This window comes from Microbacterium sp. SS28 (assembly GCF_022761035.1).
Classification (GTDB): Bacteria; Actinomycetota; Actinomycetes; order Actinomycetales; family Microbacteriaceae; genus Microbacterium.
In genome coordinates this window covers 35,018-56,869 of sequence record NZ_JAKWJP010000009.1, presented here as the reverse complement: position 1 = coordinate 56,869, position 21,852 = coordinate 35,018, and the positions used below count along the sequence as shown (strand labels likewise).

Genomic DNA, 21,852 nt, shown 5'->3' with positions numbered 1-21,852 from the left:
TTCAAGGAAGCGAGCAGGATCGATACTGGGTACGACGGTCATCGTCGTGGTTCCTTTCGAGAGAGATGTAGGAGTTTCCTCGAAGGATCACGCGGTGACCGTCGCCATTCACAGCGACACGCTCACCGAGCTACCGATACACCACTCTGACGGACGCAACCGGCGTCGTGTCTTCACCCCACCTGGCTGGTCAAGTCGGGGTGGGGTGACTTCCTGCCGGGTCGTGGGGGTGGATGCGGCATCCACTCACCCCGCTCGGGCGCAGGGGCGACGCCGCAGGAGCGGGTCAGGCGTCGCGGTCCAAGCCCATCGCGTAGGCGTGCGCCAGCAGGCGGGCGCCGGGCGGCAGGAGCGCGAGGCGCAGCCCCGCCCTGCGCGCGGCGTGGGCGGCGGGGCCCAGCGGGCGTCCCAGCGACGTGTTGAGCGTCGCGAGCGCTGCGGCCGTGCGGGCCGACGCGAGCCGCCGCCGCTCCCAGCGCTGGAGCTCGAGTCCGGGCTCGACGCCCGTCCGCGCCCAGTCGGCGAGGAGCGGTGCGAGGGTCGCGGCATCCAGAAGTCCGAGGTTCATGCCCTGCCCGCCGATGGGGCTCACCTCGTGCGCCGTGTCGCCGATCACGAAGAGGCCGCCGCGGCGCAGGCCCGGCGCGACGGCGCGGCGCACCTCGAACGCCGTCGCCGCGGTGACCGCGTCGGCGGGCTCGCCGCGCTCGCGCAGCGCCGCCCGCAGCCGCTCGGCGCGGGCGCCCTCCGACGCGTCGGCCGGCGCGGCATCCCACGCCACGAACCGCCGTCGCCCGCCCGGCAGCGGGAACGACTCGAGCACACCCGACGCGTCGATGTTGACGACGGCGATCTCATCGTCGCTGCCACCTGCGACATCCGCCATGAGGTAGCGGTCGGCGTACGGCTTCACGCGCACGCCGCCGCTCCGGTACACGAGCCCGCGCGCGCGCCATCCGCCCGCGACCACGACGATCGGGGCTTCGAGGGCGTCGGCGTCGGCGAGGGACACCCGGATGCCGCATCCCGCCGGCACCACCGCCGTCACGTCGGCACCCCGCCGCGCCGGAGGGGCGCCGACCGCGAGCGCGGCCTCGGTCCCCGCCTGGGGCAGCGCCGCGACGAACGGGAACCGGCGGTGCAGCCGATCGAACCGCACGACCCCCAGAGCCCGGCCGTCCGACCGGGCCTCACCGCGCGCCACGCGCACCGCTGACGCGAGGAGCCGCTCGGTCGTTCCCGAGGCCTCGAGCGCCGCGAGGACGGGGGAGTGGATGCCGATGGCGCGCGTGCCCTCGCCCGCCGTCGTACGGCGCTCGAGCAGCGCGACCTCGACGCCGCGGCGCGCGAGCTCGGCGGCGAGGAGTGTTCCGACGGGACCCGCCCCGACGATGACGACCTCAGCCACGGCGCGCCCCTCGGCTGCGCCGTGCCCGGGCATCCGCTCCGGCCCCGCCCGCCCCACCCGCCCGGGCCGGATGACGTCCACACCGCGCACACTGCGGTCGGAGGGCGGGTGCGGCGGTCATTCGCGCGGTCTCCACGGGGTCTCGCCGCCGAGAGCGGCGGGGCGATCGGAGGCGGGGCTCAGGCATGCGCCGTCGCGACGACGCGGAAGGGTGAGGCCGCCTCGACGCGCCACGGCGCGCCGAGCGCGGCCGCGAGCTCGCCCGGCAGGTAGCTGCGGCGGATCGAGCGCAGTCCGTCGGTGCGCAGGAAAGTGCCGGGCGCGAACGGAGTGACTCCGAGGGAGTAGAGGACGTACGGGACGCGCCCGCGCCGGATGTCGGAGTGCAGCGCGATCCCGTCGGTCAGGGCGAGCGACTCTCCCGCGAACGAGCGCAGCCCGTCGGGCGTGAGGTGGTGGAGCACGTGGTTGGACAGCACGGCGTCGAACCGCTCGCCGTCCGCGTGGAGGGTCGCGGCATCCGTGCACCGGAACTCGATGCGCCCCGTCGCGCGCTCCGCGGCGATGTGCTGCGTGCGCGGGTCGGGGTCGGCGCCGAGCCACTGCACGCTGAGGCCGTCGCGCTCGGCGAGGGCGGCGAGCCGCGCGACGAGGTCGCCTCCGCCGGAGCCGAGGTCGAGCACGCGCGCGGGTCGTCCGAGCGACGATAGGAACGGCGCGAGCCGCGACCGGTACACATCGCCCCACCCGCTCCACAGCCGGTTGACGGTGTCGAACCGTCGCAGCGTCGCGGCGAGGCGCTGCGGATCGCAGTCAGGGTCGTCCATGAGCTCGAGCACATCGGCGTCGCGCTCGCGGAGGCTCACCGGGCGACCCGCTCGCGGAGGTTCACCGGGCGACCCGTGTGAGCAGCGCCGACTCGACGGTGAGCCCCGGCCCGAACGCGAGTGCGGCGATGCGCTCGCCGTCCTCGCCGCCCTGCAGCAGCTCGCGCAGGATGAACAGGATCGTCGCGCTCGACATGTTGCCCTGCCGGCGCAGCACGGCGCGCGACGCGTCGAGCGCCGTCGGGTCGAGCGCGAGCCCCGCCTCGACGCGGTCGAGCACGCTGCGCCCGCCGGGGTGCACGGCCCACACGTCGGGCACGTCGTCCGCGAGGAACGCGTCGACGGCGCCGCGGATCTCGCGCCCGATGATGCGCGGCACCTCGGCCGTCAGGACCATGTCGAAGCCCTCGTCGCCGATCGTCCACACCATGTCGGTCTCACCCTCACTCGTGAGGGTCGTGCCGAAGCGCTCGACGGCGAGCCGCGGTCCGCCGCCGAAGTCACGCGCCGAGACCACGGCTGCGGCTGCGCCGTCGGCGAAGACCGATGCCGAGACGATCTGCTGCGGATCCTCCGATGACCGGATGTGCAGCGTGCACAGCTCGGCCGCCGCGACGAGCACGACGGCGTCGGGCTGCGCGGCGCAGATCCGTGCGGCGGCGCGCAGGCCCGGCAGTGCCGCGGCGCACCCCATGAAGCCGACGTGGTACCGCTCGACCGTGAGCGGCAGGCCGAGATCCTTGACGAGCCGGAAGTCCGGGCCCGGCGCGAACATGCCGGTGCACGAGACGGTCACGACGTGCGTCACGTCGGAGGGGGCGACGGATGCCTCGGCGAGCGCCTGCGCGGACGCCTCGGCGAACAGGGGCGGGGCGAGGCGGACGTAGGCGGCGTTCCGGTCGCCCGTCGAGGGCACCAGGATCGTCGCGTCGGCGCCCGCCGCCGGCATCCCGTCGCCGGAGACCGGCGCTGTGCCGTTCGCCGCCGCGACGAGGTCGGACAGCACCGTGTTGCGATGCTCGATCGCCGACGCGTCGAAGGCCGCGCGGATCAGGCGCTGCGCGATGCGCGAGAGTCCCGGCTGATTCGCGAACACGTCGCGGGCCGCGGACTGCGAGACGCGAGCGGGAGGCACGGCGGTGCCGATCGACAGGATGCTCGCAGTCATGGTTCACCTTAGGCACTGCCGGGCGTCGTCGGCGTGACCGAGAGCGGACCGGCGCGCGAAGTCGCGGGGTCAGCCGACGACGGCCGTGACCCTGTCCCACGTGAACTCGTGGGGATCGAGTCCCTGCATGACGCGCACGTAGCTCGTCGTGCCGCCGGGCCAGTTGGACGTGACGCGATCGGATCCGGGATGCCGGTACCAGTTGCCGCACGACGACCACGCCGTCGTCGCGAGCGCGCCCTGCACGTCGTCGTCCCAGCGGGCTTCGGCTTCGACGGTCGGCTCGACCGAGGAGGCGCCGGTCGCTGTGAGGCGGTCGATGACGCGGCGTGCGTGCGCCGCCTGCGCCTCGAGCATGAGCAGGATCGAGCTGCCGCCGAGGTTCGTGTTGGGGCCGTACATGAGCACGAGGTTGGGGAAGCCCGGCACGTACATGCCCCGGTGTGCGCGTGCGCCCTCGGCCCAGCGGTCGTGCAGCTCCTCGCCGACGCTTCCCGTGATCCGGATGCCGTGCAGGAAGCTCTGCGCCGCGAAGCCCGTCGCGTACACGACGGTGTCGGCGCGCAGCATCCGTCCGTCCGCGAGGCGCACCCCCTCGGGCTCGAGCCGCTGGATGCGCTCCGTCACGAGGTCGACGTTCGGCCGCTGGAGCGCGGGGTAGTAGTCGTTCGAGAACAGGATGCGCTTGCAGCCGATGGGGTAGTCGGGGGTGAGGGCGCGGCGGAGCGCGGCATCCTTCACCTGCCGCTTCAGCTGCCACTGCGTGACCCCGCGCGAGACGCGCGCCGCGAATGAGCCCTCTTCGATCGCGCGCGAGAACTGCTCGCCGAGCCAGCGGAAGAACGGCCGCTCGATCCGCGACCACGGGCGATACCAGGGGGCGTAGTCGCCGTCGGGCTTCCACCAGATGTAGTTGGGAGTCCGCTGCAGGACGTGCACGCGGGCCGCCGATTCGGCGAGCGCGGGAACGAGCTGCACGGCCGTCGCCGCCGAGCCGATGACGGCGATCTCGCGACCTGCGGGGTCGAAGCCCTCGGGCCAGCGTGCCGTGTGGAACGAGTCGCCCGCGAAGTCCGCGGCTCCCGGGAGGTCGGGGATCACGGGGGTCGAGAGCTGGCCGACGGCGCTGATGAGGACCTCGACCTGCTCGGTCGCGCCGTCTGCGAACGTGACGGTCCAGGCCGCCGCATCCGGATCCCAGGTCGCCGATTCGACCGAGACGCCGAGCCGCACGCGCTCGGAGACGCCCTCGCGCTCGGCGACGGCGTGCAGGTAGCGCAGGATCTCACGCTGCCCCGCGTAGCGCTGCGGCCATCCGTGCCACGGCGCGAACGAGAAGGAGTAGAACGGCGAGGGCACATCGCACGCGGCGCCGGGGTAGGTGTTGTCGCGCCACACGCCGCCGAGGTCGGCGGCGCGCTCCCACAGCCGGATGTCGCGGTGCCCGTGGCGCAGCAGCTCGGTCGCGACGGCGACGCCAGCGAACCCCGAGCCGATGATCCCGATGCGCGGCATCATGCCTCCGCGGGAACGACGGGGCCGGGCGCGGCGGCGCGGGATCCGCTGGGGCCGGGCGCGGCGGCAGCCGGCGCCGCGGCCGTCGTCGCGACCGCCGAAGGCGCGACGGCGCGCAGGACGGCGGCCGTCGAGAGGTCGAGGACGTCGGCGCGGCCGAGCGTCTCGCGCAGCAGCCATTCGCGGCACAGCGCCTTGAGGAACGGCGCGACGGGACGCAGCCGCGCGCGGAGGGCGTCGTCGTCCGGCATCCCGAGCGCCTCGAGCATGAACCGCGCGGCCCGGTCGTCGGCGACGTCGACGAGCGCCTGCACATCGCCGTCGCCGTGCAGTCCTTCGGCCCCCGCGGCGTTGACCCACTCCTGTCCGTACGCCGCCGCGCCGTCGAGGATCCACGAGATCGTGAGGTGCGCGCGCTCGTCGAGCGGCCGGCCCTCGAGCTCGGGCAGCTCGCCGACGGGGAGGCGCACCGACTGCGTCATGACGGCGAGGAAGAGCTCGCGCTTCGAGCCGAAGTAGTGGTGCAGCAGGCCCCGCGCGACGCCCGCCTCGGCGGCGAGGTCCTCCATCGAGACGTCGTCGTACCGCCGCTCGCGGTACAGCCGGCGAGCCGCGTCGATGATCTGGAGTCGCCGCTCCTCGGGGGTCAGGCGCGTGCGCGTCGAATCTGCCACGCGTCGAGTGTGCGCCGCCTATTGGCAGAGTGTCAATAGATGCCTATGCTCGGTCCCGTGACCGACTACGACGTCCTGGTGATCGGCTCCGGCTTCGGCGGGGGCGTCGCCGCACTGCGCCTCACAGAGAAGGGCTACCGCGTCGGCGTCGTGGAGGCGGGCCGGCGGTTCCGCGACGGCGAGCTGCCCGAGACGTCGTGGCGCGTGCGGCGCTACCTGTGGCTTCCCGCGGCGCGCTGCTTCGGCATCATGCGCCTGACTCTCCTGCGCAACGTGCTGATCGCGAGCGGGACGGGTGTCGGCGGCGGCTCGCTCGTCTACGCCAACACGCTCTACGAGCCGCTCGAAGACTTCTACCGCGACCCGCAGTGGGCGCACATCACGGACTGGCAGAGCGAACTCGCTCCGTACTACGACCAGGCGAAGCGCATGCTGGGGGTCACGACGGCTCACGCCGACACACTCGCCGACGGGCTGCTGCGGGATGTCGCACGCGACCTCGGCGCCGAGGACACGTTCCACGCGGCTGAGATCGGGGTCTTCTTCGGCGAGGGCCCGGGCATCGAGAGCCCGGATCCGTTCTTCGGCGGAGCCGGTCCCGCGCGAACGGGCTGCAGGGAGTGCGGCGCGTGCATGACGGGATGCCGGTACAACGCCAAGAACACCGTGGACAAGAACTACCTGCACCTCGCCGAGGGCGCGGGCGCCGTCATCCATCCCCTGACGACCGCGACGGACGTGAAGCCCGCCCGCGGCGGAAGGTACGCCGTCACGACGCACGCGACGGGCAATCCGCTGCGCCGCCACACGTTCACGGCGACCCACGTCGTCTTCGCGGCGAACGCCCTGGGCACGCAGCGGCTCCTGCACCGCCTTCGCGCGGGATCACTTCCGCGCCTCTCACCCCGGCTCGGCGAGCTCAGCCGCACCAACTCCGAGGCCGTCCTGTCGGCGCGGCTGTCGGCGAAGGACGCGGACGTCACGCCCGGCACCGCGATCACGTCGTCGTTCCACCCCGATCCGCAGACGCACGTCGAGCCCGTGCGCTACGGCCGCGGGTCGAGCCTGCTCGCCCTCCTCAACGCGCACCTCGTCGATCCCGTCGAGGGCCTCCCGCGCTGGCGCGCCGCCCTGCGCACCTACCGACGGCTCGGGTTCCGCGCCGCGGCGCGGCTGCACGCCGTGCCGCGCTGGGCCGAGCAGTCGCTCCTCGTCCTCGTGATGCAGTCGCTCGACAACTCGCTCACGACCTACCTCACGCGCGGGCTCTTCGGGCGGCGAATGACGACGCGGCAGGGCCGCGGCGAGCCCAACCCCGAGTGGATCCCGACGGGCCACCGCATCGCGCGCGATCTCGCGAAGCGCGTCGACGGGCTGGCAGGCGGCTCGTCGGCCGACCTCATCGGCATCCCTCTGACGGCCCACTTCATCGGCGGCTGCTCGATCGGCACCTCGATCACCGAGGGCGTGCTCGACCCGTACCAGCGCGTCTTCGGGTACGACGGCCTGCACGTCGCGGACGGATCCGCCGTCACGGCGAACCTCGGCGTCAACCCGTCCCTCACGATCACGGCGCAGGCAGAGCGCGCCATGGCGCTGTGGCCCAACAAGGGCGACGCCGACACGCGGCCCCCGCTCGGCGCCGCCTACCAGCGCATCGACGCCGTCGCACCGCGGCATCCCGTCGTCCCCTTGTCCGCCCCCGGTGCGCTGCGGCTCCCGCTGCCGATTGTGCGGCCGGGTGCCGCGAAGCCGGGTGCGCAGGCGTCGATTCGGGATGCCGCTCCGGAGACCGCGGCCACGGCCGGCCCGGACGCCGCCGATGCCGCTTCCGAGGCGGCGGCATGACCTCGATCCCCGGCGAGCATGCGGCGGGCAGCGGTCCCGACCTCGTCCTGCTGCACGGTCTCGGCAGTCGCTGGCAGGCGTTCACGCCGATCCTCCCCGCGCTCGAACGGGAGCATCGCGTGCTCGCGCTGGACCTCCCGGGGTTCGGCGCGCGCGCCGACGAGCCGCTCGCCGACATGAGCCTGGGCGGGCTCGCGGACTGGGTCTCGGCCGAACTGAGCCGGCGCGGCATCCGCGCACCGCACGTCGTCGGGTTCTCGATGGGCGGCGGCATCGCGCTCGAGCTCGCGCGCCGCGGCTTCGCAGGCCGTGTCACGGCGTTCGCGCCGATCGGGTTCTGGAACGAGCCCGAGCGCCGGTGGGGTCGCGGGATGCTCCGTCTGCTGCGGGTCGCGGCCGAGACGTTCCCGGGTCCGCTCGCGCGGGCGCTGCGCACGCGCCCCGCACGCGCCGCGCTGCTCGCCGTCACCAACGGCCGCCCGACGCGGGTGAATCCCGACGACGCGATCTCCGACCTGCACGCGCTCGCCGCGAGCCGCGGCTTCGAGCCCGCGCGCACCGCGTTCCGCACGCAGGGCATGGTCCCCGAGGCGCGGAGAGTGCCCGCCACGATCGTGTGGGGCCGTCGCGACGTGCTGCTGTGGGGGCTCACGCAGCCGCAGCGCGCGCGCCGCGCGTGGCCGCACGCGCGGCACCTCCTGCTGGGCGGCTGCGGGCACATCCCGTTCTCGGACGCCCCCGACCGCACCGCCGCGGCGATCCTCGCCGCGCCCCCGTCACCTCCCGCCCGGCCCTTCGCGTCCCCGGGCCTGTCGAGCACCCCCACCCCGGAGCACACCGCATGAGAAGCACGTTCTACACCGAAGACCACGAGGCGTACCGCGCGAGCGTCGCGGAGTTCCTGCGTCGCGAGGTCGAGCCGCACCACGGCGAATGGGAGGCCGCGCACGGCATCCCGGCCGAGGTCTGGACCTCGGCCGCCGCCGCGGGGCTCATGGGACTCGCGGTGCCCGAGGAGTACGGCGGGGGCGGCGAGCCCGACTACCGCTACCGCTTCGTCGTCGCGGAGGAGATCGCCCGCACGAACACGACCTCGTTCGGGGTCGGCCTCGGACTGCAGGACGACATCGTCATCCCGTACCTCCTCGACCTCGCGACCGACGAGCAGAAGCAGCGCTGGCTGCCCGCGATGGCGGCGGGCGAGCTCATCGGCGCGATCGCGATGACCGAGCCTGGCACCGGCAGCGATCTGCAGGGCATCCGCACGACGGCGGTGCGCGACGGCGACGACTGGGTGCTCTCGGGTGCGAAGACCTTCATCTCGAGCGGCATGCACGCGGGGCTCGTGATCGTCGTCGCGCGCACCGACGCCGAGGCGGGGTCGCGCGGGTTCACGCTCTTCGTCGTCGAGCAGTCCGACGCGGGCTTCACCCGCGGCCGGCAGCTCGAGAAGGTCGGCCTCGACGCGCAGGACACCGCCGAGCTCTTCTTCGACGGCGTGCGCCTCACGGCGGATCGCATCCTCGGCCAGGAGGGCATGGCGATGCGGTACCTCATGGAGCGCCTGCCCCGCGAGCGCCTGTCGATCGCGGCGGCCGCCGTCGCGGCATCCGAGGCTGCCGTCCGCTGGACGCTCGAGTACGTGCACTCGCGCACGGCCTTCGGCCAGCCGATCGGCGACTTCCAGAACACGCGGTTCGTGCTCGCCGAGCTCGAGACCGAGTGCGACATCGCCCGCGCGTACGTCGAGAAGGCGGCGCTCGCCCTCAACCTGGGCGAGCTCACGGCGGTCGAGGCGTCGAAGGCGAAGTGGTGGACCTCCGAGCTGCAGGTGCGGGCCACGAGCCGCTGCCTGCAGCTGTTCGGCGGCTTCGGCTACATGCTCGAGTACCCCATCGCCCGCGCGTTCCGCGACGCCCGCGTGCAGACCATCTACGGCGGCACGACCGAGATCATGAAGGAGATCATCGGCCGCGAGCAGGCCGCCCGCTACGCCCGGCGCTGAGCCGCGGCATCCATCCCCGCCGATCACGAAGGAGTGACATGGCACAGCCGATCGACACCCGTTTCCTCGAGGACCTCCCGCCCAACCTCGCCGTCGCGCTGAGGCGGCGCGTCGATCTCACGCCCGACGCCGAGGCCTACCGCCACCTCGTGAGCGGCTCGTGGACCTCGGTCACGTGGCGCGAAGCGGCGCGCGACGTCGCCGAGGTCGCGGCGGGGCTGCTCGCGCTCGGCCTCGCCCCCGAGGACCGCGTCGGCATCATCGCGGGCACGCGCTATGAGTGGATCCTCTGCGATCTGGGCATCCTGAGCGCGGGGGGAGCGACGACGACCGTCTATCCCACGACGTCCGCCGACGACGCCGCGTACATCCTCGACGACGCGGACTGCCGGTTCGTCGTCGTCGAGGACGCGGCGCAGCTCGAGAAGCTGCGCGCCCACCCCGAGACGCTCGCGGGCATCGAGCAGGTCATCATGATGGATGCCGCGCCCGCCGGCACCGCGACCGACGGCACGCTCAGCCTCGCCGCCCTGCGCGAGCGCGGGCGCGCGCTGCTCGAGCAGGATGCGGCATCCGTCACCCGTGCGACCGACGCGATCCCCCCGGATGCGCTCGCGACCCTCATCTACACGTCCGGCACGACGGGCCGCCCGAAGGGCGTTCGCCTCACGCAGCGGGCCTGGGTGTACGAGGGGGAGGCGCTCAAGGCGCTCGGGTTCCTGCGCCTCGACGACCTCAACTTCCTGTGGCTGCCGATGTCGCACTCGTTCGGCAAGGTGATCCTCTCGGCGCAGCTCGCGGTCGGCTTCGCTTCGGCGATCGACGGCCGGGTCGAGCGGATCATCGAGAACCTCGCGGTCGTCAAGCCCACCTTCATGGGTGCGGCGCCCCGCATCTTCGAGAAGGCGTACGGCCGCATCCTGACGACGATCGAGGCCGAGGGCGGGGTCAAGGCGAAGCTGTTCCGCGCCGCGTTCGCCGCGGGTGCGCGCTATGACCGGCTCACGAGCGAGGGTGCGAAGGTGCCGCTCGGGCTGCGCCTGCGGCACGGCCTCTTCGACCGGCTCGTCTTCCGCAAGGTGCGCGAGCGGTTCGGCGGCCGCGTGCGCTTCTTCATCTCGGGCTCGGCGCCGCTCAACCAGGAGATCGCGGAATGGTTCCACGCCGCGGGCATCCTGATCGTCGAGGGCTACGGCCTGACCGAGACCGCCGCGGGGGCGTTCTGCGGTCGCCCCGTCGACAACAAGTTCGGCACGGTCGGCCGCGCGCTGCCGGGGTCGGAGGTGCGCCTCGGCGAGGACGGGGAGATCGAGCTGCGCGGCCCGCACATCATGGCCGGGTACCACAATCTCCCCGCCGAGACGGCGGCCGCCTTCACACCCGACGGCTGGCTGCGCACGGGTGATCAGGGCTCGCTCGACGCCGAAGGCTTCCTCACGATCACGGGACGCCTCAAGGACCTCATCAAGACCTCCGGCGGCAAGATCGTCGTGCCCGGCTCCGTCGAGGCCGCGTTCAAGGCGCTCTGCCCCTACGCGAGCCAGATCCTCGTGTTCGGCGACGGGCATCCGTACTGCGTCGCGCTCATCGCGCTCGACCCCGACGCGATCGCCGCGTGGGGCGCCGAGAACGGTCTCGGCGCGAAGCCGTACGCCGAACTCGTGCGGACGCCCGAGGTCGAGGCGCTCGTCGGGTCGTACGTCGAGCAGCTCAACGCGCGCCTCAACAAGTGGGAGACGATCAAGCGCTGGTCGATCCTCGACGCCGACCTCGCGATCGACACGGGCGGCCTCACGCCGTCGATGAAGGTCAAGCGGGGCGTCGTCGAGCGCGCCGAGCGCACACGCATCGAGGGGCTGTATGACACCGCCGTCGGGTGAGGGCCCGCTCGCGGGCATCCGGGTCGTCGAGCTCGGCGCGATCGGCCCCGGCCCGCACGCCGCCATGCTGCTGGCCGATTGGGGCGCCGATGTCGTGCGCATCGAACGGCCGGACGCCGTCCTGCGCGTCGGCGAGGGCGCGCAGCGCGACCAGCTGCTGCGCGGCCGGCGCCGCGTCGAGCTCGATGCGCGCGATCCCGAGCAGCGCGCGCAGCTGCAGGGACTCGTCGACCGCGCCGACGTCCTGATCGACGGCTTCCGCCCCGGAGTCGCCGAGCGCATGGGCGTCGGTCCCGACGAAGCCCTCGCGCGCAACCCTCGGCTCGTCTTCGGCCGCATCACGGGGTGGGGGCAGGACGGGCCGCTCGCCGACACGGCGGGCCACGACATCAACTACCTCGCGCTGAGCGGCGCGCTCGCGACGTTCGGTCGCGCCGACGAGCCCCCGCCGGTCCCCCTCAACCTGCTCGCCGACTTCGGCGGCGGATCGCTCTACCTCGTCGCGGGAGTCCTCGCGGCGCTCGTCGCCCGCTCGACGAGCGGCCGTGGACAGGTCGTCGACGCCGCGATGGTCGACGGCGTCGCGTCACTGCTGCAGCTCGTGTGGTCGATGCGCGGCACGCGCCAGTGGCAGGACCGCCGCGGCGCCAACCTGCTCGACGGCGGCGCCCCCTTCTACGCGACCTACGTGTGCGCCGACGGGGGCCATGTCGCCGTGGGCGCGCTCGAGCCCGCTTTCTTCGCGCAGCTCGTCGAGAGACTCGGCTGGGACGACGCACGGGATGCCGCGGCATCCCAGTACGACTCCTCGACATGGCCCGCCCTGCGTGCACGCCTCGCCGGCGCCTTCCTCACGCGCTCGCGCGACGAGTGGGCGCGGGTGTTCGAGGGCACCGATGCGTGCGTCACGCCTGTCCTCCGTCTCGGCGAAGCCGCGTCCCACCCGCACCTCGCGGCGCGCGGCACGCTCGTCGAGGCCGACGGCGTCGTGCAGGCGGCGCCGGCGCCCCGCTTCTCGCGGACGCCGGCCCCCGGCATCCGTCCTCCCCGCTCAGAACCGGACGACCTCGCCGAAGTCGTCGCAGACTGGAACAACACACCTTCATCCGAGGAGTCGTCATGACCGAAGCGTTCATCTTCGATGCGGTCCGCACGCCGCGCGGGCGCGGCAAGGCGACCGGGAGCCTGCACGAGGTCAAGCCCGTGTCGCTCGTCACGGGCCTGTTCGACGCGCTGCGGGAGCGGAATCCGGGATTCGACGTCGCCGGGATCGACGACGTCGTCCTGGGCTGCGTCACCCCGATCGGCGACCAGGGCGCCGACATCGCCAAGACCGCCGCCCTCGCGGCGGGCCTCCCCGACAGCGTGCCGGGCGTGCAGCTCAACCGATTCTGCGGCTCGGGGCTCGAGGCGGTCAATCAGGCGGCCGCGCGCGTGCGATCGGGCTGGGAGGACCTCGTCGTCGCCGGCGGCGTCGAGTCCATGAGCCGTGTGCCGATGGGCAGCGACGGCGGACCGTGGGCGATGGACCCCGAGACCGCGTTCGCGGCGGACTTCGTGCCGCAGGGCATCAGTGCCGACCTCATCGCCACGATCGAGGGCTACGACCGCGAGGCCGTCGACGCCTTCGCCGCCGAGTCGCACCGGCGCGCAGCGGCGGCGTGGGCCGAGGGTCGCTTCGCCGGCTCGATCGTGCCGGTCGTCGACCGCAACGGCCTCGTGATCCTCGACCACGACGAGACGATCCGCCCCGACACGAGCGTCGCGTCCCTCGCCGGGCTGCGGCCGTCGTTCGCGGGCATAGGACAGCAGGCCGGCTTCGACCAGGTCGCGCTCGAGAAGTACCCGCACGTCGCGGCGATCGACCACGTGCACCACGCGGGCAACTCGTCGGGCATCGTGGACGGCGCGGCCCTCGTGATCGTCGGATCCGAGCGTGCGGGGGAGCGCCACGGACTCACCCCGAGGGCGCGAATCGTCTCGGTCGGCGTGGTCTCGACCGAGCCGACGATCATGCTCACGGGCCCCGGACCCGCCTCGCGCGTCGCGCTCGAGCGGGCGGGGCTCGGCATCGGCGACATCGACCTCGTCGAGATCAACGAGGCGTTCGCGGCAGTCGCGCTGCGGCTCATGCGCGACCTCGGCGACTACCCGCACGCGCAGACCAACATCTCGGGCGGCGCCATCGCGATGGGGCACCCGCTCGGCGCGACCGGCGCGATGATCCTCGGCACGCTCGTCGACGACCTCGAGCGGACGGGCGGCCGCTACGGCCTCGCGACGCTCTGCATCGGCGGCGGCATGGGCATCGCGACGATCGTCGAGCGACTGTGACCGCGCACGCCACCTCCGCGCTTCGCCCCGAAAGGACCCCCGGCATGACCGACGCACCGCTCGCCGTGCGCTACCTGCTCGACGACGGCATCGCGCACCTCCTGCTCGACGACCCCGACGCGAGCGCCAACACGATGAACGCCGCCTTCCGCGCGGGCCTCGAGCACGCGACCGACGAGCTGGAGCGGGATGCCGCAGCCGGCGCCGCGCGCGGTGCGGTCATCTCGAGCGCGAAGTCGACGTTCTTCGCGGGCGGAGATCTCGCGGCGCTCGCGGCCGCGGGGCCGGACGACGCGGCGGCGCTGTTCGACGAGGTCGAGGGCATCAAGAAGGCGCTCCGCCGCCTCGAGACGGTCGGGGTGCCGGTCGTCGCGGCGATCGGCGGAGCCGCGCTCGGCGGAGGCCTCGAGATCGCGCTCGCGGCGCACCACCGCATCGCGGCGGCGGGCCGCTACGACCTGGGGCTGCCCGAGGTCACTCTGGGACTGCTGCCCGGCGGGGGCGGCATCACGCGCACCGTCCGCATGCGCGGCCTGCAGGAGGCGCTCACTCAGATTCTCCTCGAGGGTCGACGGTTCCGGCCGGACGCGGCGCTCGCGCAGGGTCTCGTCGACGAAGTCGTCACGCCCGACGATCTCGCGGCGGCGGCCGTGCGGTGGATCGACGCGCACCGGGGCGACCCCGACGCCGCCCGCCAGCCGTGGGACCGGCCGGGGTATCGCCTGCCCGGCGGCACGCCGACGACCCCGGCGCTCGCCGCGACGCTGCCGGCGTTCCCCGCGATGCTCCGCGCCAAGCTCAAGGGCGCCCGCTACGAGGCGCCGCGCGCGATCCTCGCCGCGGCCGTCGAGGGCGCCTCCGTCGACTTCGACACGGCGCTGCGGATCGAGTCCCGCGCGTTCGTGGCCCTCGCGACCGGGCAGCAGTCGACGAACATGATCCAGGCGTTCTTCTTCGACATGCAGACGATCGCGAAGGGCGCGTCGCGCCCCGCCGGCATCGCTCCCCGGCCCGTCGCTCGGTTGGCCGTGCTGGGTGCGGGCATGATGGGCGCCGGCATCGCGTACGTCGCGGCGCGGGCGGGCATCGAGGTCGTGCTCAAGGACGTCTCGCTCGCCGCGGCGGCGAAGGGCAAGGCGCACACCGCGGCGCTGCTCGACGCGCAAGTCGGGAAGGGTCGGCTCGACACCGCCGCGCGGGACGCCGTGCTCGCGCGGATCCGCCCGACCGCGGATGCCGCCGACCTCGCGGGCTGCGACGCCGTGGTCGAGGCAGTGTTCGAGTCGGTCGAGCTCAAGCATCGCGTGCTCGCCGAGGCCGAGGCATCCGTGCTCCCCGACGCGCTGCTCGGCACCAACACCTCGACGCTGCCCATCACGCTGCTCGCCGAAGGGGTGGAGCGCGCGGATGCCGTCGTCGGCATACATTTCTTCAGCCCCGTCGACCGGATGCCGCTCATCGAGATCATCGTCGGCGAGCGCACGAGCGACGAAGCACTCGCACGCGCCTTCGACCTCGCCGTGCAGCTCAAGAAGACGCCCATCGTCGTGGGCGACAGTCGCGGCTTCTTCACGAGCCGCGTCTTCGGCTCGCTCGTCATGGAAGCGGCCCGCATGGTCGGCGAGGGCATCGACCCCGTCGCGATCGAGCGGGCGGCGTCGCTCGCAGGCTTCCCGGGGCAGCCGCTCGCGATGATCGACGAAGTGAGCCTCACACTCCCGCAGAAGATCGAGCGCGAGGCCGAGCGCCTCGCGGGAGGCGGCTACGTGCGCTCGCCCGCGATGCACGTGCTCGACGACCTCGTCGCGCTGGGCCGCACGGGCAAGGCGGCGGGGGCGGGGTTCTACGACTACCCCGAGGGTGGCGCGAAGGTGCTGTGGACAGGGCTCGCGGGGCGATACGGCGAGCGGGTCGATGTTCCGCTCGCCGATATCGAGGACCGCCTGACCTTCGCCATGAGCCTCGAGACGGCGAAGGTCTACGACGAGGGAATCCTGCGCTCCGTCGCCGACGCGAACGTCGGATCGCTCCTCGGGATCGGCTTTCCGCCGCTGCTCGGAGGCGCGCTGCAGCACATCGACGGCTACGTCTCGGCGACCGGTGAGACCGGCCCCGCCGCGTTCGTCGCTCGCGCCGACGGGCTCGCCGAGCGCTACGGCGCCCACCTCGCCCCGAGCGAGGCGCTGCGGGCGCGAGCTCGCGAAGGACGCGCCTTCCGTGAGTGACGAGGCGTACCCGCCCGAGCCCTGGCACCTGCGCGGGTGGTTCTGCGTCGGGGTCTTCCTCGTGCCGAGGCGGTCGCTCCCCGAGGGCGTGCTCAGCGAGCTGCCCCCGGGCGCGCGCCCGCTCACCGTTGCGGGCCGCGCGATCGTGGGCGTCTCGGCGGTGACGTATGTCCCCGGCGGAATGCTCGACTACGACGAGCTGCTCGTCGCCCTCCCCGTCGTGCGCGGCGGGCGGCTCTGGATCACGATCCCGCAGATCTGGGTCACGAGTCCCGCCTCCCGCTCGGGCGGTCGCGCCCTCTGGGGCATCCCCAAGCAGCTCACGGCGACCCGGCGCCGCCGCGAGGACCGCCGGCTCGTGCACCGTTTCGAAGAGATTCCGGAGGCCGCGGCATCCCATTCCCTCATCGCCGAGGTCGACGCGACAGCTTCTCGCGCCGGCGTGCCCGGGCGCTGGAAGCTGCCGCTTCCGACCCTGCAGCGCGAGGCCGCGGGCGCGGTCGGCGCCCACAACACCGTGCGCGGCCGCCTGCGCACTGTCGACGCGCGCTGGCGCTTCGCGGGCCCGCTCGCGTGGCTCGCGCCCTTCCGCCCCGTGCTCGGCGTCGCGATCACGCACGCCGCGATCACCTTCGGCGAGCGGGTCGAGCGCACCCGCGTGGGACGGGCGGGGTGAGTGCGTGTCGCGTGCGGGCTGTGCATGCGGCATCGACTCACCCCGCGCGAACCCGCGTGGGACGGGCGGGGTGAGTGCGTGTCGCGTGCGGGCTGTGCATGCGGCATCGACTCACCCCGCGCGAACCCGCGTGGGACGGGCGGGGTGAGTGCGTGTCGCGTGCGGGCTGTGCATGCGGCATCGACTCACCCCGCGCGAACCCGCGTGGGACGGGCGGGGTGAGTGCGTGTCGCGTGCGGGCTGTGCATGCGGCATCGACTCACCCCGCGCGAACCCGCCTGCGGGATCCGGCCGGGGACGCGGGTCTCGACTCAGCCGGCGAGGGCCTCGCGCAGCTTGACGCGGCCGCCCATCCGTAGGAGCGAGTTCTGGTAGATGCGCGCCGCGACGACGATCGCGACGACGCACGTCGCGATGAGGATTGCGAGCGACAGGTACGGCTCCCACCACTGCGCCTGTCCCAGGAAGATGCGCATGGGCATGCCGACGGGTGCCGAGAACGGCACGTACGACATGATCGCGAGCACGGTGGGGTTGTCGTTGAAGAAGATCACGAGGAAGTACGGCGCCATGACGAGCATCGTGATCGGCATCGTCGTCGAGCCGATGTCCTCCTGGCGCGACACCATCGACGCGGCCGCCGCGAAGAGCGAGGCCAGCAGGATGAAGCCGAACAGGAAGAACACCGCGAACCACGCGATCGGCTCGCCGAGCCCCTGCAGCAGCGCGCCCTGATCCGTCACGGTGAGCCCGACTATCGCGATGCCGGCGAGGATCAGGATCTGGCTCACCGCGAGGATCGTGTTGCCGATGACCTTGCCGCCCAGCAGCACGCGCACGGGGATCGCCGAGATGAGCAGCTCGACGACGCGCGTCTGCTTCTCCTCGACGACGCTCTGCGCGATCGTCCCGCCGAAGAGCGAGGCCGCGAGCAGGAACACGATGCCGAAGCCGACCGCCGCGATGTAGCCGAGCGCCGCATTGCCCTCGTCGGGGTTCAGCAGCTCGACGGGCGGCACCTGCGCGAGCTGCAGGAGCAGCTGCGTCGGGACGCTCGTGTCCGCGATGACCGAGAAGCCGAGCGGCGACGCGGTGTCTCCGACGACTGCCGCGTCGACGTCACCCGACTCGACGAGGGCTTCGGCTGCGGCGCGGTCGTCGGCCTCGGTGATGTCGAGGCCCTGCGCGGTCGCGACGTACTGCGCGGCATCCGGCGTCACGGCGACCGGTGTGCCGCTCGAGTTCGCCGCCGAGAAGCCCGCCCAGATGACGAGCGCGAGCGCGCCGACGAACAGGATCGCGGTCGAGATGACGAACGCCTTGCTGCGCAGCTTCGAGCCGATCTCGCGCTCCGCGACGAGCCACAGGCCCTGTGCGGCGCTCAGGCCCGTGGTCTCGGGGGTGCGGGCGCTCATCGGATGACCTCCTTGAAGATCTGCGCGAGGGTCGGATGCTGCGGCGCGAAGCTCGCGACATCCCCCTGTTCGACAGCCCTGCGCAGCACGCGCTGCGCCGTCGCGTCGCTGTCCGCGTCGAAGACGGCGTATCCCGTGTCCGAGTCGACGACCTCGACGCCGGGCTCGGCGTGGAGCCAGCTCGCGTCGCCCGCCGAGACGAGCTCGAACCGGCGGTGCGAGTGCTGGGCGCGCAGGGCGTCGCGCGCGCCCGCGGCGCGGATCGTGCCGCCCGCGATGATGACGAGGTCGTCGCACAGGCGCTCGACGACGTCGAGCTGGTGCGACGAGAAGAGCACGGCGGCGCCTGCCGCCGCGCGCTCCTGCAGGACGCCGGCGACGACGTCGACGGCGAGGGGGTCGAGGCCGGAGAAGGGCTCGTCGAGTATCAGCACCTCGGGATCGTGCACGAGCGCCGCCGCGATCTGCGCGCGCTGCTGGTTGCCGAGCGAGAGGGTTTCGACGTTGTCGCCGAGGCGCTCACCGAGTCCGAGCTTCTCGAGCAGCGCCTTGGCGCGGGACGTGGCATCCGACTTCGAGAATCCGTGCAGGCGCGCGAGGTAGACGATGTGCTCGAGGATCTTCATCTTGGGATACAGCCCGCGCTCTTCGGGCATGTAGCCGAAGCGACGACGATCGGATGCCGTCACCTCGGCGCCGTCGAGCGTCACTGTGCCGCCGTCCTTCGCGAGGACGCCCAGCACGATCCGCATCGTCGTGGTCTTGCCGGCCCCGTTGCCGCCGACGAATCCCGTCAGGCGGCCGGGCAGCACATCGAAAGAGACGCCGTCGAGCGCAGGGCGCCCGCCGTAGCTCTTGGTGACTCCGGACAGTTGCAGCATTGGATCTCCTTCGGCATCCCCGCTTCCACGCTACGTGCATTCGGCGACATGGGCCACCGAATCTCTATTCAGCGGAATAGATATGTCGATGCCGCGCTTGGACACACTGGAACGTCCACGGTGGCCCCGCCGTGGGGACGCCTTTCGTCAAGAAGGAGGACCCCATGTCCGAGCGCACCATCGGCTACATCGTCGGCAGCATCTCGTCGACGTCCATCAACCGCCGTCTCGCGACGGCCCTCGCGCGTCTCGCCCCCGAGGGCACGACGCTCGTCGAGATCCCGATCAAGGACCTGCCGTTCTACTCGCCCGACCACGACGGCGACTACCCGCAGGTGGCCCGCGACTTCAAGCAGGCGATCGACGACGTCGACGGCGTCATCATCGTGACGCCCGAGTACAGCCGCTCGATCCCGGGCGTCCTGAAGAACGCGCTCGACTGGGCGGCCCGTCCGTGGGGCGAGGGCTCGTTCGACGGCAAGCCAACCGCCGTCATCGGCACGTCGGGCGGGCCCATCGCGACCGCCGCCGCGCAGCAGCACCTCAAGGCGATCCTCAGCCACTACAACGCTCCGACGCTGGGCCAGCCCGAGGGCTACGTCCAGACGACGCCCGGCCTGTTCACCGAGGCGGGCGAGGTCACGAGCGAGCGCACCGCCGACTTCCTCGTCGACTATCTCGAGGCCTTCGGCGCTCTCGTCGACCGCTACACGCAGGTCGCCGTCGCGGCCTGATCCTCGTGCGATTGCGCGGGTCCCCGGCACCGTGACGAGCGTCTTCCGCGCGCCAGACGCGCCGGGCGGGCCCGCGCTCTCGCGAATCGCTACTTGCTATTGACAAGCACGCTTGCTTTTTGCAACTATCGACGCAGGCCCGGGCGCCGACGCCCGGAGACAGACAGGAGCAGGCAATGTCCACCAAGATCTTCGTCAACATCCGGACGTCCGACCTCGAGCGCTCGAAGGCGTTCTACTCGGCGCTCGGCGCGACGCTCAACCCCGCGTTCACCGACGACAACGCCGCGTGCATCGTCTGGTCCGACGACGTGTACTTCATGGCGGTGACGCACGACCACTTCGCGACCTTCACAGACAAGCAGCCCGTCGATCCGCGCACGCACGCGCAGGTCCTCATCGCGCTGAGCCGCGACTCGCGCGAAGAGGTCGACTCCATCATCGAGGCGGGCGTGGCCGCGGGCGGCAGCGAGCCGACGGCTCCCAGCGACTACGGCTTCATGTACAGCCGCGACCTCGAAGACCCGGACGGCAACGGCGTCGAGTTCTTCTACATGGACCCGCAGGCCGCCGCGCAGGGCCCCGAGGTGTACCTGGCGGAGCAGGCTCAGGCCTGACGTGGCCTCCCGCAGCTACGGGCAGTACTGCGGGGTCACGACGGCCGTCGAGCTCATCGGCGAGCGGTGGGCGCTGCTCATCGTCCGCGATCTGCTCGTCGGCCCGCGTCGCTACACCGACCTCAAGCAGGGCCTGCCCCGGATCCCCACCAACATCCTCTCGACGCGGCTCAAAGAGCTGCAGGAGAGCGGCGTCGTGCGCCGCGTCCCGCTGATGCACTGCGGGCTCGTCTACGAGCTCACGGACTATGGACGGATGCTGGAGCCCATCGTCCTCGCACTCGGGCGCTGGGGCTTCCAGGCGATGGGCGATCCCGGCGCGGACGACGTCGTGACAGCCGACTCGCTCACGATGGCGCTGCGCACGGCGTTCCAGCCGGACGTCGCGGCGGCCCTTCCCACGCTGCACTGCGAGGTCCACGTGGGCGATGTCGTGCTGCGCGTCCTCGTCGACGACGGCGTGCTGCGCATCTGGCAGCTCGCGCCCGCCGGCAGGCCGGTCGATCCGCGGGATGCCGCGCCGCGTCCGGTCGCCGAACCCGAGCTCGTCTTCGCGGCGGGTCCCGGCATCCGTCGCCTCATCTCGGGCGAGCTCACGCCGGGCGCCGCGATCGACTCGGGCGTGCTGCACGTCGTCTCGGGCGATGCGACGCTCCTCGACCGCTTCGCGGACCTCTTCCACATCGACGAATCCCTGACGCCGTCGCTCGCGGCGTGAATCGAAAGGACCGGTCATGACCGGACGCATCACGATCGTGCTCTTCACCACTCTCGACGGCGTCGCGCAGGCGCCCGGCGGCCCCGAGGAGGATCCCGCAGGCGGGTTCCCCTACGGCGGCTGGCAGGCGCCGCTGTTCGACGCCGTCGTCGGCGAGCAGATCGGCACCGAGATCGCGAAGATCGACGCGCTCGTCCTCGGCCGCAGAACGTACGACATCTTCGCGTCGTACTGGCCGAATCACACGGAGGGCGAGGGCGACGGCGCGATCGGGCGCAAGTTCGACGAGATCCCGAAGTATGTCGCCTCCCGCACGCCGCTCGAGCCGGAGTGGCGCGGAACGACGCAGTTGGGTCCGGATGCCGCGGCCGAGGTCGCGGCGCTGCGCGAGAAGCACGAGAACATCCAGGTCATCGGCAGCGTCGACTTCGTCCACACGCTGCTCGCCGCCGAGGCGTACGACGAGCTCGCGCTGTGGGTGTACCCGATCGTGCTGGGCCAGGGCAAGAAGGTGTTCCCCGACGGCGCGGCCCCGGCGAATCTGACGCTCGTCGCACCCGCCGTCACGGGAACGTCGGGCGCCGTCCTGCTGCGCTACGCCCCCGCGGGCAAGCCCACGACGGGCGACATGTCGGCGCCCGACCGCGGGGTCTAGCCGGCAGCCCCGACCCGGCACCTCGTCGCCTGGGGTGAGGCCGGCAGCCCCGACTCGGCCCCTCGTCGCGTGGGGTGAGGTGGTGTCGCGTGCGGCGGGTGGATGCGGCGGGACTTCACCCCAAACCCGGGGGCGGGTGTCGCGTGGGGTGAGGTGGTGTCGCGTGCGGCGGGTGGATGCGGCGGGACTTCACCCCGAACCCGGGGGCGGGTTTTTGCGCGGGGTGAGTCGGTGTCGCGCGCGGCGGGTGGATGCGGCGGGACTTCACCCCG

Annotated in this window: 19 protein-coding genes; 12 read left to right on the top strand and 7 right to left on the bottom strand. The window is 72.7% G+C overall.

Annotated elements, in window-relative coordinates:
- Positions 1-286: 286 nt before the first annotated feature.
- The 5 genes from MJ607_RS19245 to MJ607_RS19225 all read right to left on the bottom strand — a co-directional run bounded on the left by MJ607_RS19245 (position 287) and on the right by MJ607_RS19225 (position 5,592).
- Complete coding sequence (locus tag MJ607_RS19245; RefSeq protein ID WP_243077255.1) at positions 287-1,408, bottom strand: NAD(P)/FAD-dependent oxidoreductase; 1,122 nt, start codon at positions 1,406-1,408, stop codon at positions 287-289.
- 179 nt (positions 1,409-1,587) lie between these two features.
- A complete protein-coding gene (locus MJ607_RS19240; protein WP_243077254.1) occupies positions 1,588-2,274 on the bottom strand; it encodes a methyltransferase domain-containing protein in 687 nt (228 codons plus the stop codon).
- A 22-nt stretch (positions 2,275-2,296) separates the two neighbouring features.
- On the bottom strand, positions 2,297-3,403 hold the full coding sequence (locus MJ607_RS19235) for a type III polyketide synthase (protein WP_243077253.1): 1,107 nt from the start codon (positions 3,401-3,403) through the stop codon (positions 2,297-2,299).
- Between the two features lie 69 nt (positions 3,404-3,472).
- Entirely contained in the window at positions 3,473-4,918 is a 1,446-nt protein-coding gene (locus MJ607_RS19230; protein WP_243077252.1) for an NAD(P)/FAD-dependent oxidoreductase, read from the bottom strand.
- Positions 4,918-5,592 carry a TetR/AcrR family transcriptional regulator gene (locus tag MJ607_RS19225; RefSeq protein ID WP_243077251.1) on the bottom strand — a complete coding sequence of 225 codons (675 nt, stop codon included), beginning with the start codon at positions 5,590-5,592 and terminating at the stop codon, positions 4,918-4,920. The genes MJ607_RS19230 and MJ607_RS19225 overlap by 1 nt, the downstream gene beginning before the upstream one ends.
- 57 nt (positions 5,593-5,649) lie before the next feature.
- Here MJ607_RS19225 and MJ607_RS19220 point away from each other — a divergent pair, with 57 nt between their 5' ends.
- The 8 genes from MJ607_RS19220 to MJ607_RS19185 are packed head-to-tail and all read left to right on the top strand — an operon-like array spanning position 5,650 to position 16,560.
- Positions 5,650-7,440: a GMC oxidoreductase gene (locus MJ607_RS19220; protein ID WP_243077250.1), complete on the top strand. Its 1,791-nt coding sequence runs from the start codon at positions 5,650-5,652 to the stop codon at positions 7,438-7,440.
- Positions 7,437-8,285: an alpha/beta fold hydrolase gene (locus MJ607_RS19215; RefSeq protein ID WP_243077249.1), complete on the top strand. Its 849-nt coding sequence runs from the start codon at positions 7,437-7,439 to the stop codon at positions 8,283-8,285. Before MJ607_RS19220 ends, MJ607_RS19215 begins: the two co-directional genes overlap by 4 nt.
- Entirely contained in the window at positions 8,282-9,445 is a 1,164-nt protein-coding gene (locus MJ607_RS19210; RefSeq protein ID WP_243077248.1) for an acyl-CoA dehydrogenase family protein, read from the top strand. Before MJ607_RS19215 ends, MJ607_RS19210 begins: the two co-directional genes overlap by 4 nt.
- Before the next feature lie 38 nt (positions 9,446-9,483).
- On the top strand, positions 9,484-11,325 hold the full coding sequence (locus MJ607_RS19205) for a long-chain fatty acid--CoA ligase (RefSeq protein ID WP_243077247.1): 1,842 nt from the start codon (positions 9,484-9,486) through the stop codon (positions 11,323-11,325).
- Positions 11,306-12,448, top strand: coding sequence for a CaiB/BaiF CoA-transferase family protein (locus tag MJ607_RS19200; RefSeq protein WP_243077246.1), 1,143 nt, complete (start codon positions 11,306-11,308; stop codon positions 12,446-12,448). The genes MJ607_RS19205 and MJ607_RS19200 overlap by 20 nt, the downstream gene beginning before the upstream one ends.
- Positions 12,445-13,659 carry an acetyl-CoA C-acetyltransferase gene (locus tag MJ607_RS19195; protein ID WP_243077245.1) on the top strand — a complete coding sequence of 405 codons (1,215 nt, stop codon included), beginning with the start codon at positions 12,445-12,447 and terminating at the stop codon, positions 13,657-13,659. Before MJ607_RS19200 ends, MJ607_RS19195 begins: the two co-directional genes overlap by 4 nt.
- Before the next feature lie 44 nt (positions 13,660-13,703).
- Positions 13,704-15,884, top strand: coding sequence for a 3-hydroxyacyl-CoA dehydrogenase NAD-binding domain-containing protein (locus MJ607_RS19190; protein ID WP_243077244.1), 2,181 nt, complete (start codon positions 13,704-13,706; stop codon positions 15,882-15,884).
- The gene (locus MJ607_RS19185; protein WP_243077243.1) at positions 15,877-16,560 is read left to right on the top strand and encodes an acetoacetate decarboxylase family protein; all 684 of its coding nucleotides are present in this window, start codon (positions 15,877-15,879) and stop codon (positions 16,558-16,560) included. The genes MJ607_RS19190 and MJ607_RS19185 overlap by 8 nt, the downstream gene beginning before the upstream one ends.
- Positions 16,561-16,871: 311 nt before the next feature.
- Here MJ607_RS19185 and MJ607_RS19180 read toward each other — a convergent pair whose 3' ends face one another.
- Positions 16,872-17,975, bottom strand: coding sequence for an ABC transporter permease (locus tag MJ607_RS19180; RefSeq protein ID WP_243077242.1), 1,104 nt, complete (start codon positions 17,973-17,975; stop codon positions 16,872-16,874).
- A complete protein-coding gene (locus tag MJ607_RS19175; RefSeq protein WP_243077241.1) occupies positions 17,972-18,856 on the bottom strand; it encodes an ABC transporter ATP-binding protein in 885 nt (294 codons plus the stop codon). The genes MJ607_RS19180 and MJ607_RS19175 overlap by 4 nt, the downstream gene beginning before the upstream one ends.
- Before the next feature lie 164 nt (positions 18,857-19,020).
- Between MJ607_RS19175 and MJ607_RS19170 the strand changes: the two genes are divergently transcribed.
- The 4 genes from MJ607_RS19170 to MJ607_RS19155 all read left to right on the top strand — a co-directional run bounded on the left by MJ607_RS19170 (position 19,021) and on the right by MJ607_RS19155 (position 21,580).
- The gene (locus MJ607_RS19170; protein WP_243077240.1) at positions 19,021-19,590 is read left to right on the top strand and encodes an NADPH-dependent FMN reductase; all 570 of its coding nucleotides are present in this window, start codon (positions 19,021-19,023) and stop codon (positions 19,588-19,590) included.
- A gap of 176 nt (positions 19,591-19,766) precedes the next feature.
- A complete protein-coding gene (locus MJ607_RS19165) occupies positions 19,767-20,207 on the top strand; it encodes a VOC family protein (protein ID WP_243077239.1) in 441 nt (146 codons plus the stop codon).
- A gap of 1 nt (position 20,208) precedes the next feature.
- The gene (locus MJ607_RS19160; protein ID WP_243077238.1) at positions 20,209-20,925 is read left to right on the top strand and encodes a helix-turn-helix domain-containing protein; all 717 of its coding nucleotides are present in this window, start codon (positions 20,209-20,211) and stop codon (positions 20,923-20,925) included.
- 16 nt (positions 20,926-20,941) lie between these two features.
- Complete coding sequence (locus tag MJ607_RS19155) at positions 20,942-21,580, top strand: dihydrofolate reductase family protein (RefSeq protein ID WP_243077237.1); 639 nt, start codon at positions 20,942-20,944, stop codon at positions 21,578-21,580.
- The last annotated feature ends 272 nt before the right edge of the window (positions 21,581-21,852 follow it).

Bases quoted from the DNA above. Each gene is read 5' to 3' on its own strand.
- MJ607_RS19175 (WP_243077241.1), bottom strand. From the start codon at position 18,856: ATGCTGCAACTGTCCGGAGTCACCAAGAGCTACGGCGGGCGCCCTGCG.
- MJ607_RS19195 (WP_243077245.1), top strand. From the start codon at position 12,445: ATGACCGAAGCGTTCATCTTCGATGCGGTCCGCACGCCGCGCGGGCGC.
- MJ607_RS19200 (WP_243077246.1), top strand. From the start codon at position 11,306: ATGACACCGCCGTCGGGTGAGGGCCCGCTCGCGGGCATCCGGGTCGTC.
- MJ607_RS19180 (WP_243077242.1), bottom strand. From the start codon at position 17,975: ATGAGCGCCCGCACCCCCGAGACCACGGGCCTGAGCGCCGCACAGGGC.
- MJ607_RS19190 (WP_243077244.1), top strand. From the start codon at position 13,704: ATGACCGACGCACCGCTCGCCGTGCGCTACCTGCTCGACGACGGCATC.
- MJ607_RS19230 (WP_243077252.1), bottom strand. From the start codon at position 4,918: ATGCCGCGCATCGGGATCATCGGCTCGGGGTTCGCTGGCGTCGCCGTC.
- MJ607_RS19155 (WP_243077237.1), top strand. From the start codon at position 20,942: ATGACCGGACGCATCACGATCGTGCTCTTCACCACTCTCGACGGCGTC.
- MJ607_RS19235 (WP_243077253.1), bottom strand. From the start codon at position 3,403: ATGACTGCGAGCATCCTGTCGATCGGCACCGCCGTGCCTCCCGCTCGC.
- MJ607_RS19170 (WP_243077240.1), top strand. From the start codon at position 19,021: ATGTCCGAGCGCACCATCGGCTACATCGTCGGCAGCATCTCGTCGACG.
- MJ607_RS19165 (WP_243077239.1), top strand. From the start codon at position 19,767: ATGTCCACCAAGATCTTCGTCAACATCCGGACGTCCGACCTCGAGCGC.
- MJ607_RS19205 (WP_243077247.1), top strand. From the start codon at position 9,484: ATGGCACAGCCGATCGACACCCGTTTCCTCGAGGACCTCCCGCCCAAC.
- MJ607_RS19215 (WP_243077249.1), top strand. From the start codon at position 7,437: ATGACCTCGATCCCCGGCGAGCATGCGGCGGGCAGCGGTCCCGACCTC.
- MJ607_RS19210 (WP_243077248.1), top strand. From the start codon at position 8,282: ATGAGAAGCACGTTCTACACCGAAGACCACGAGGCGTACCGCGCGAGC.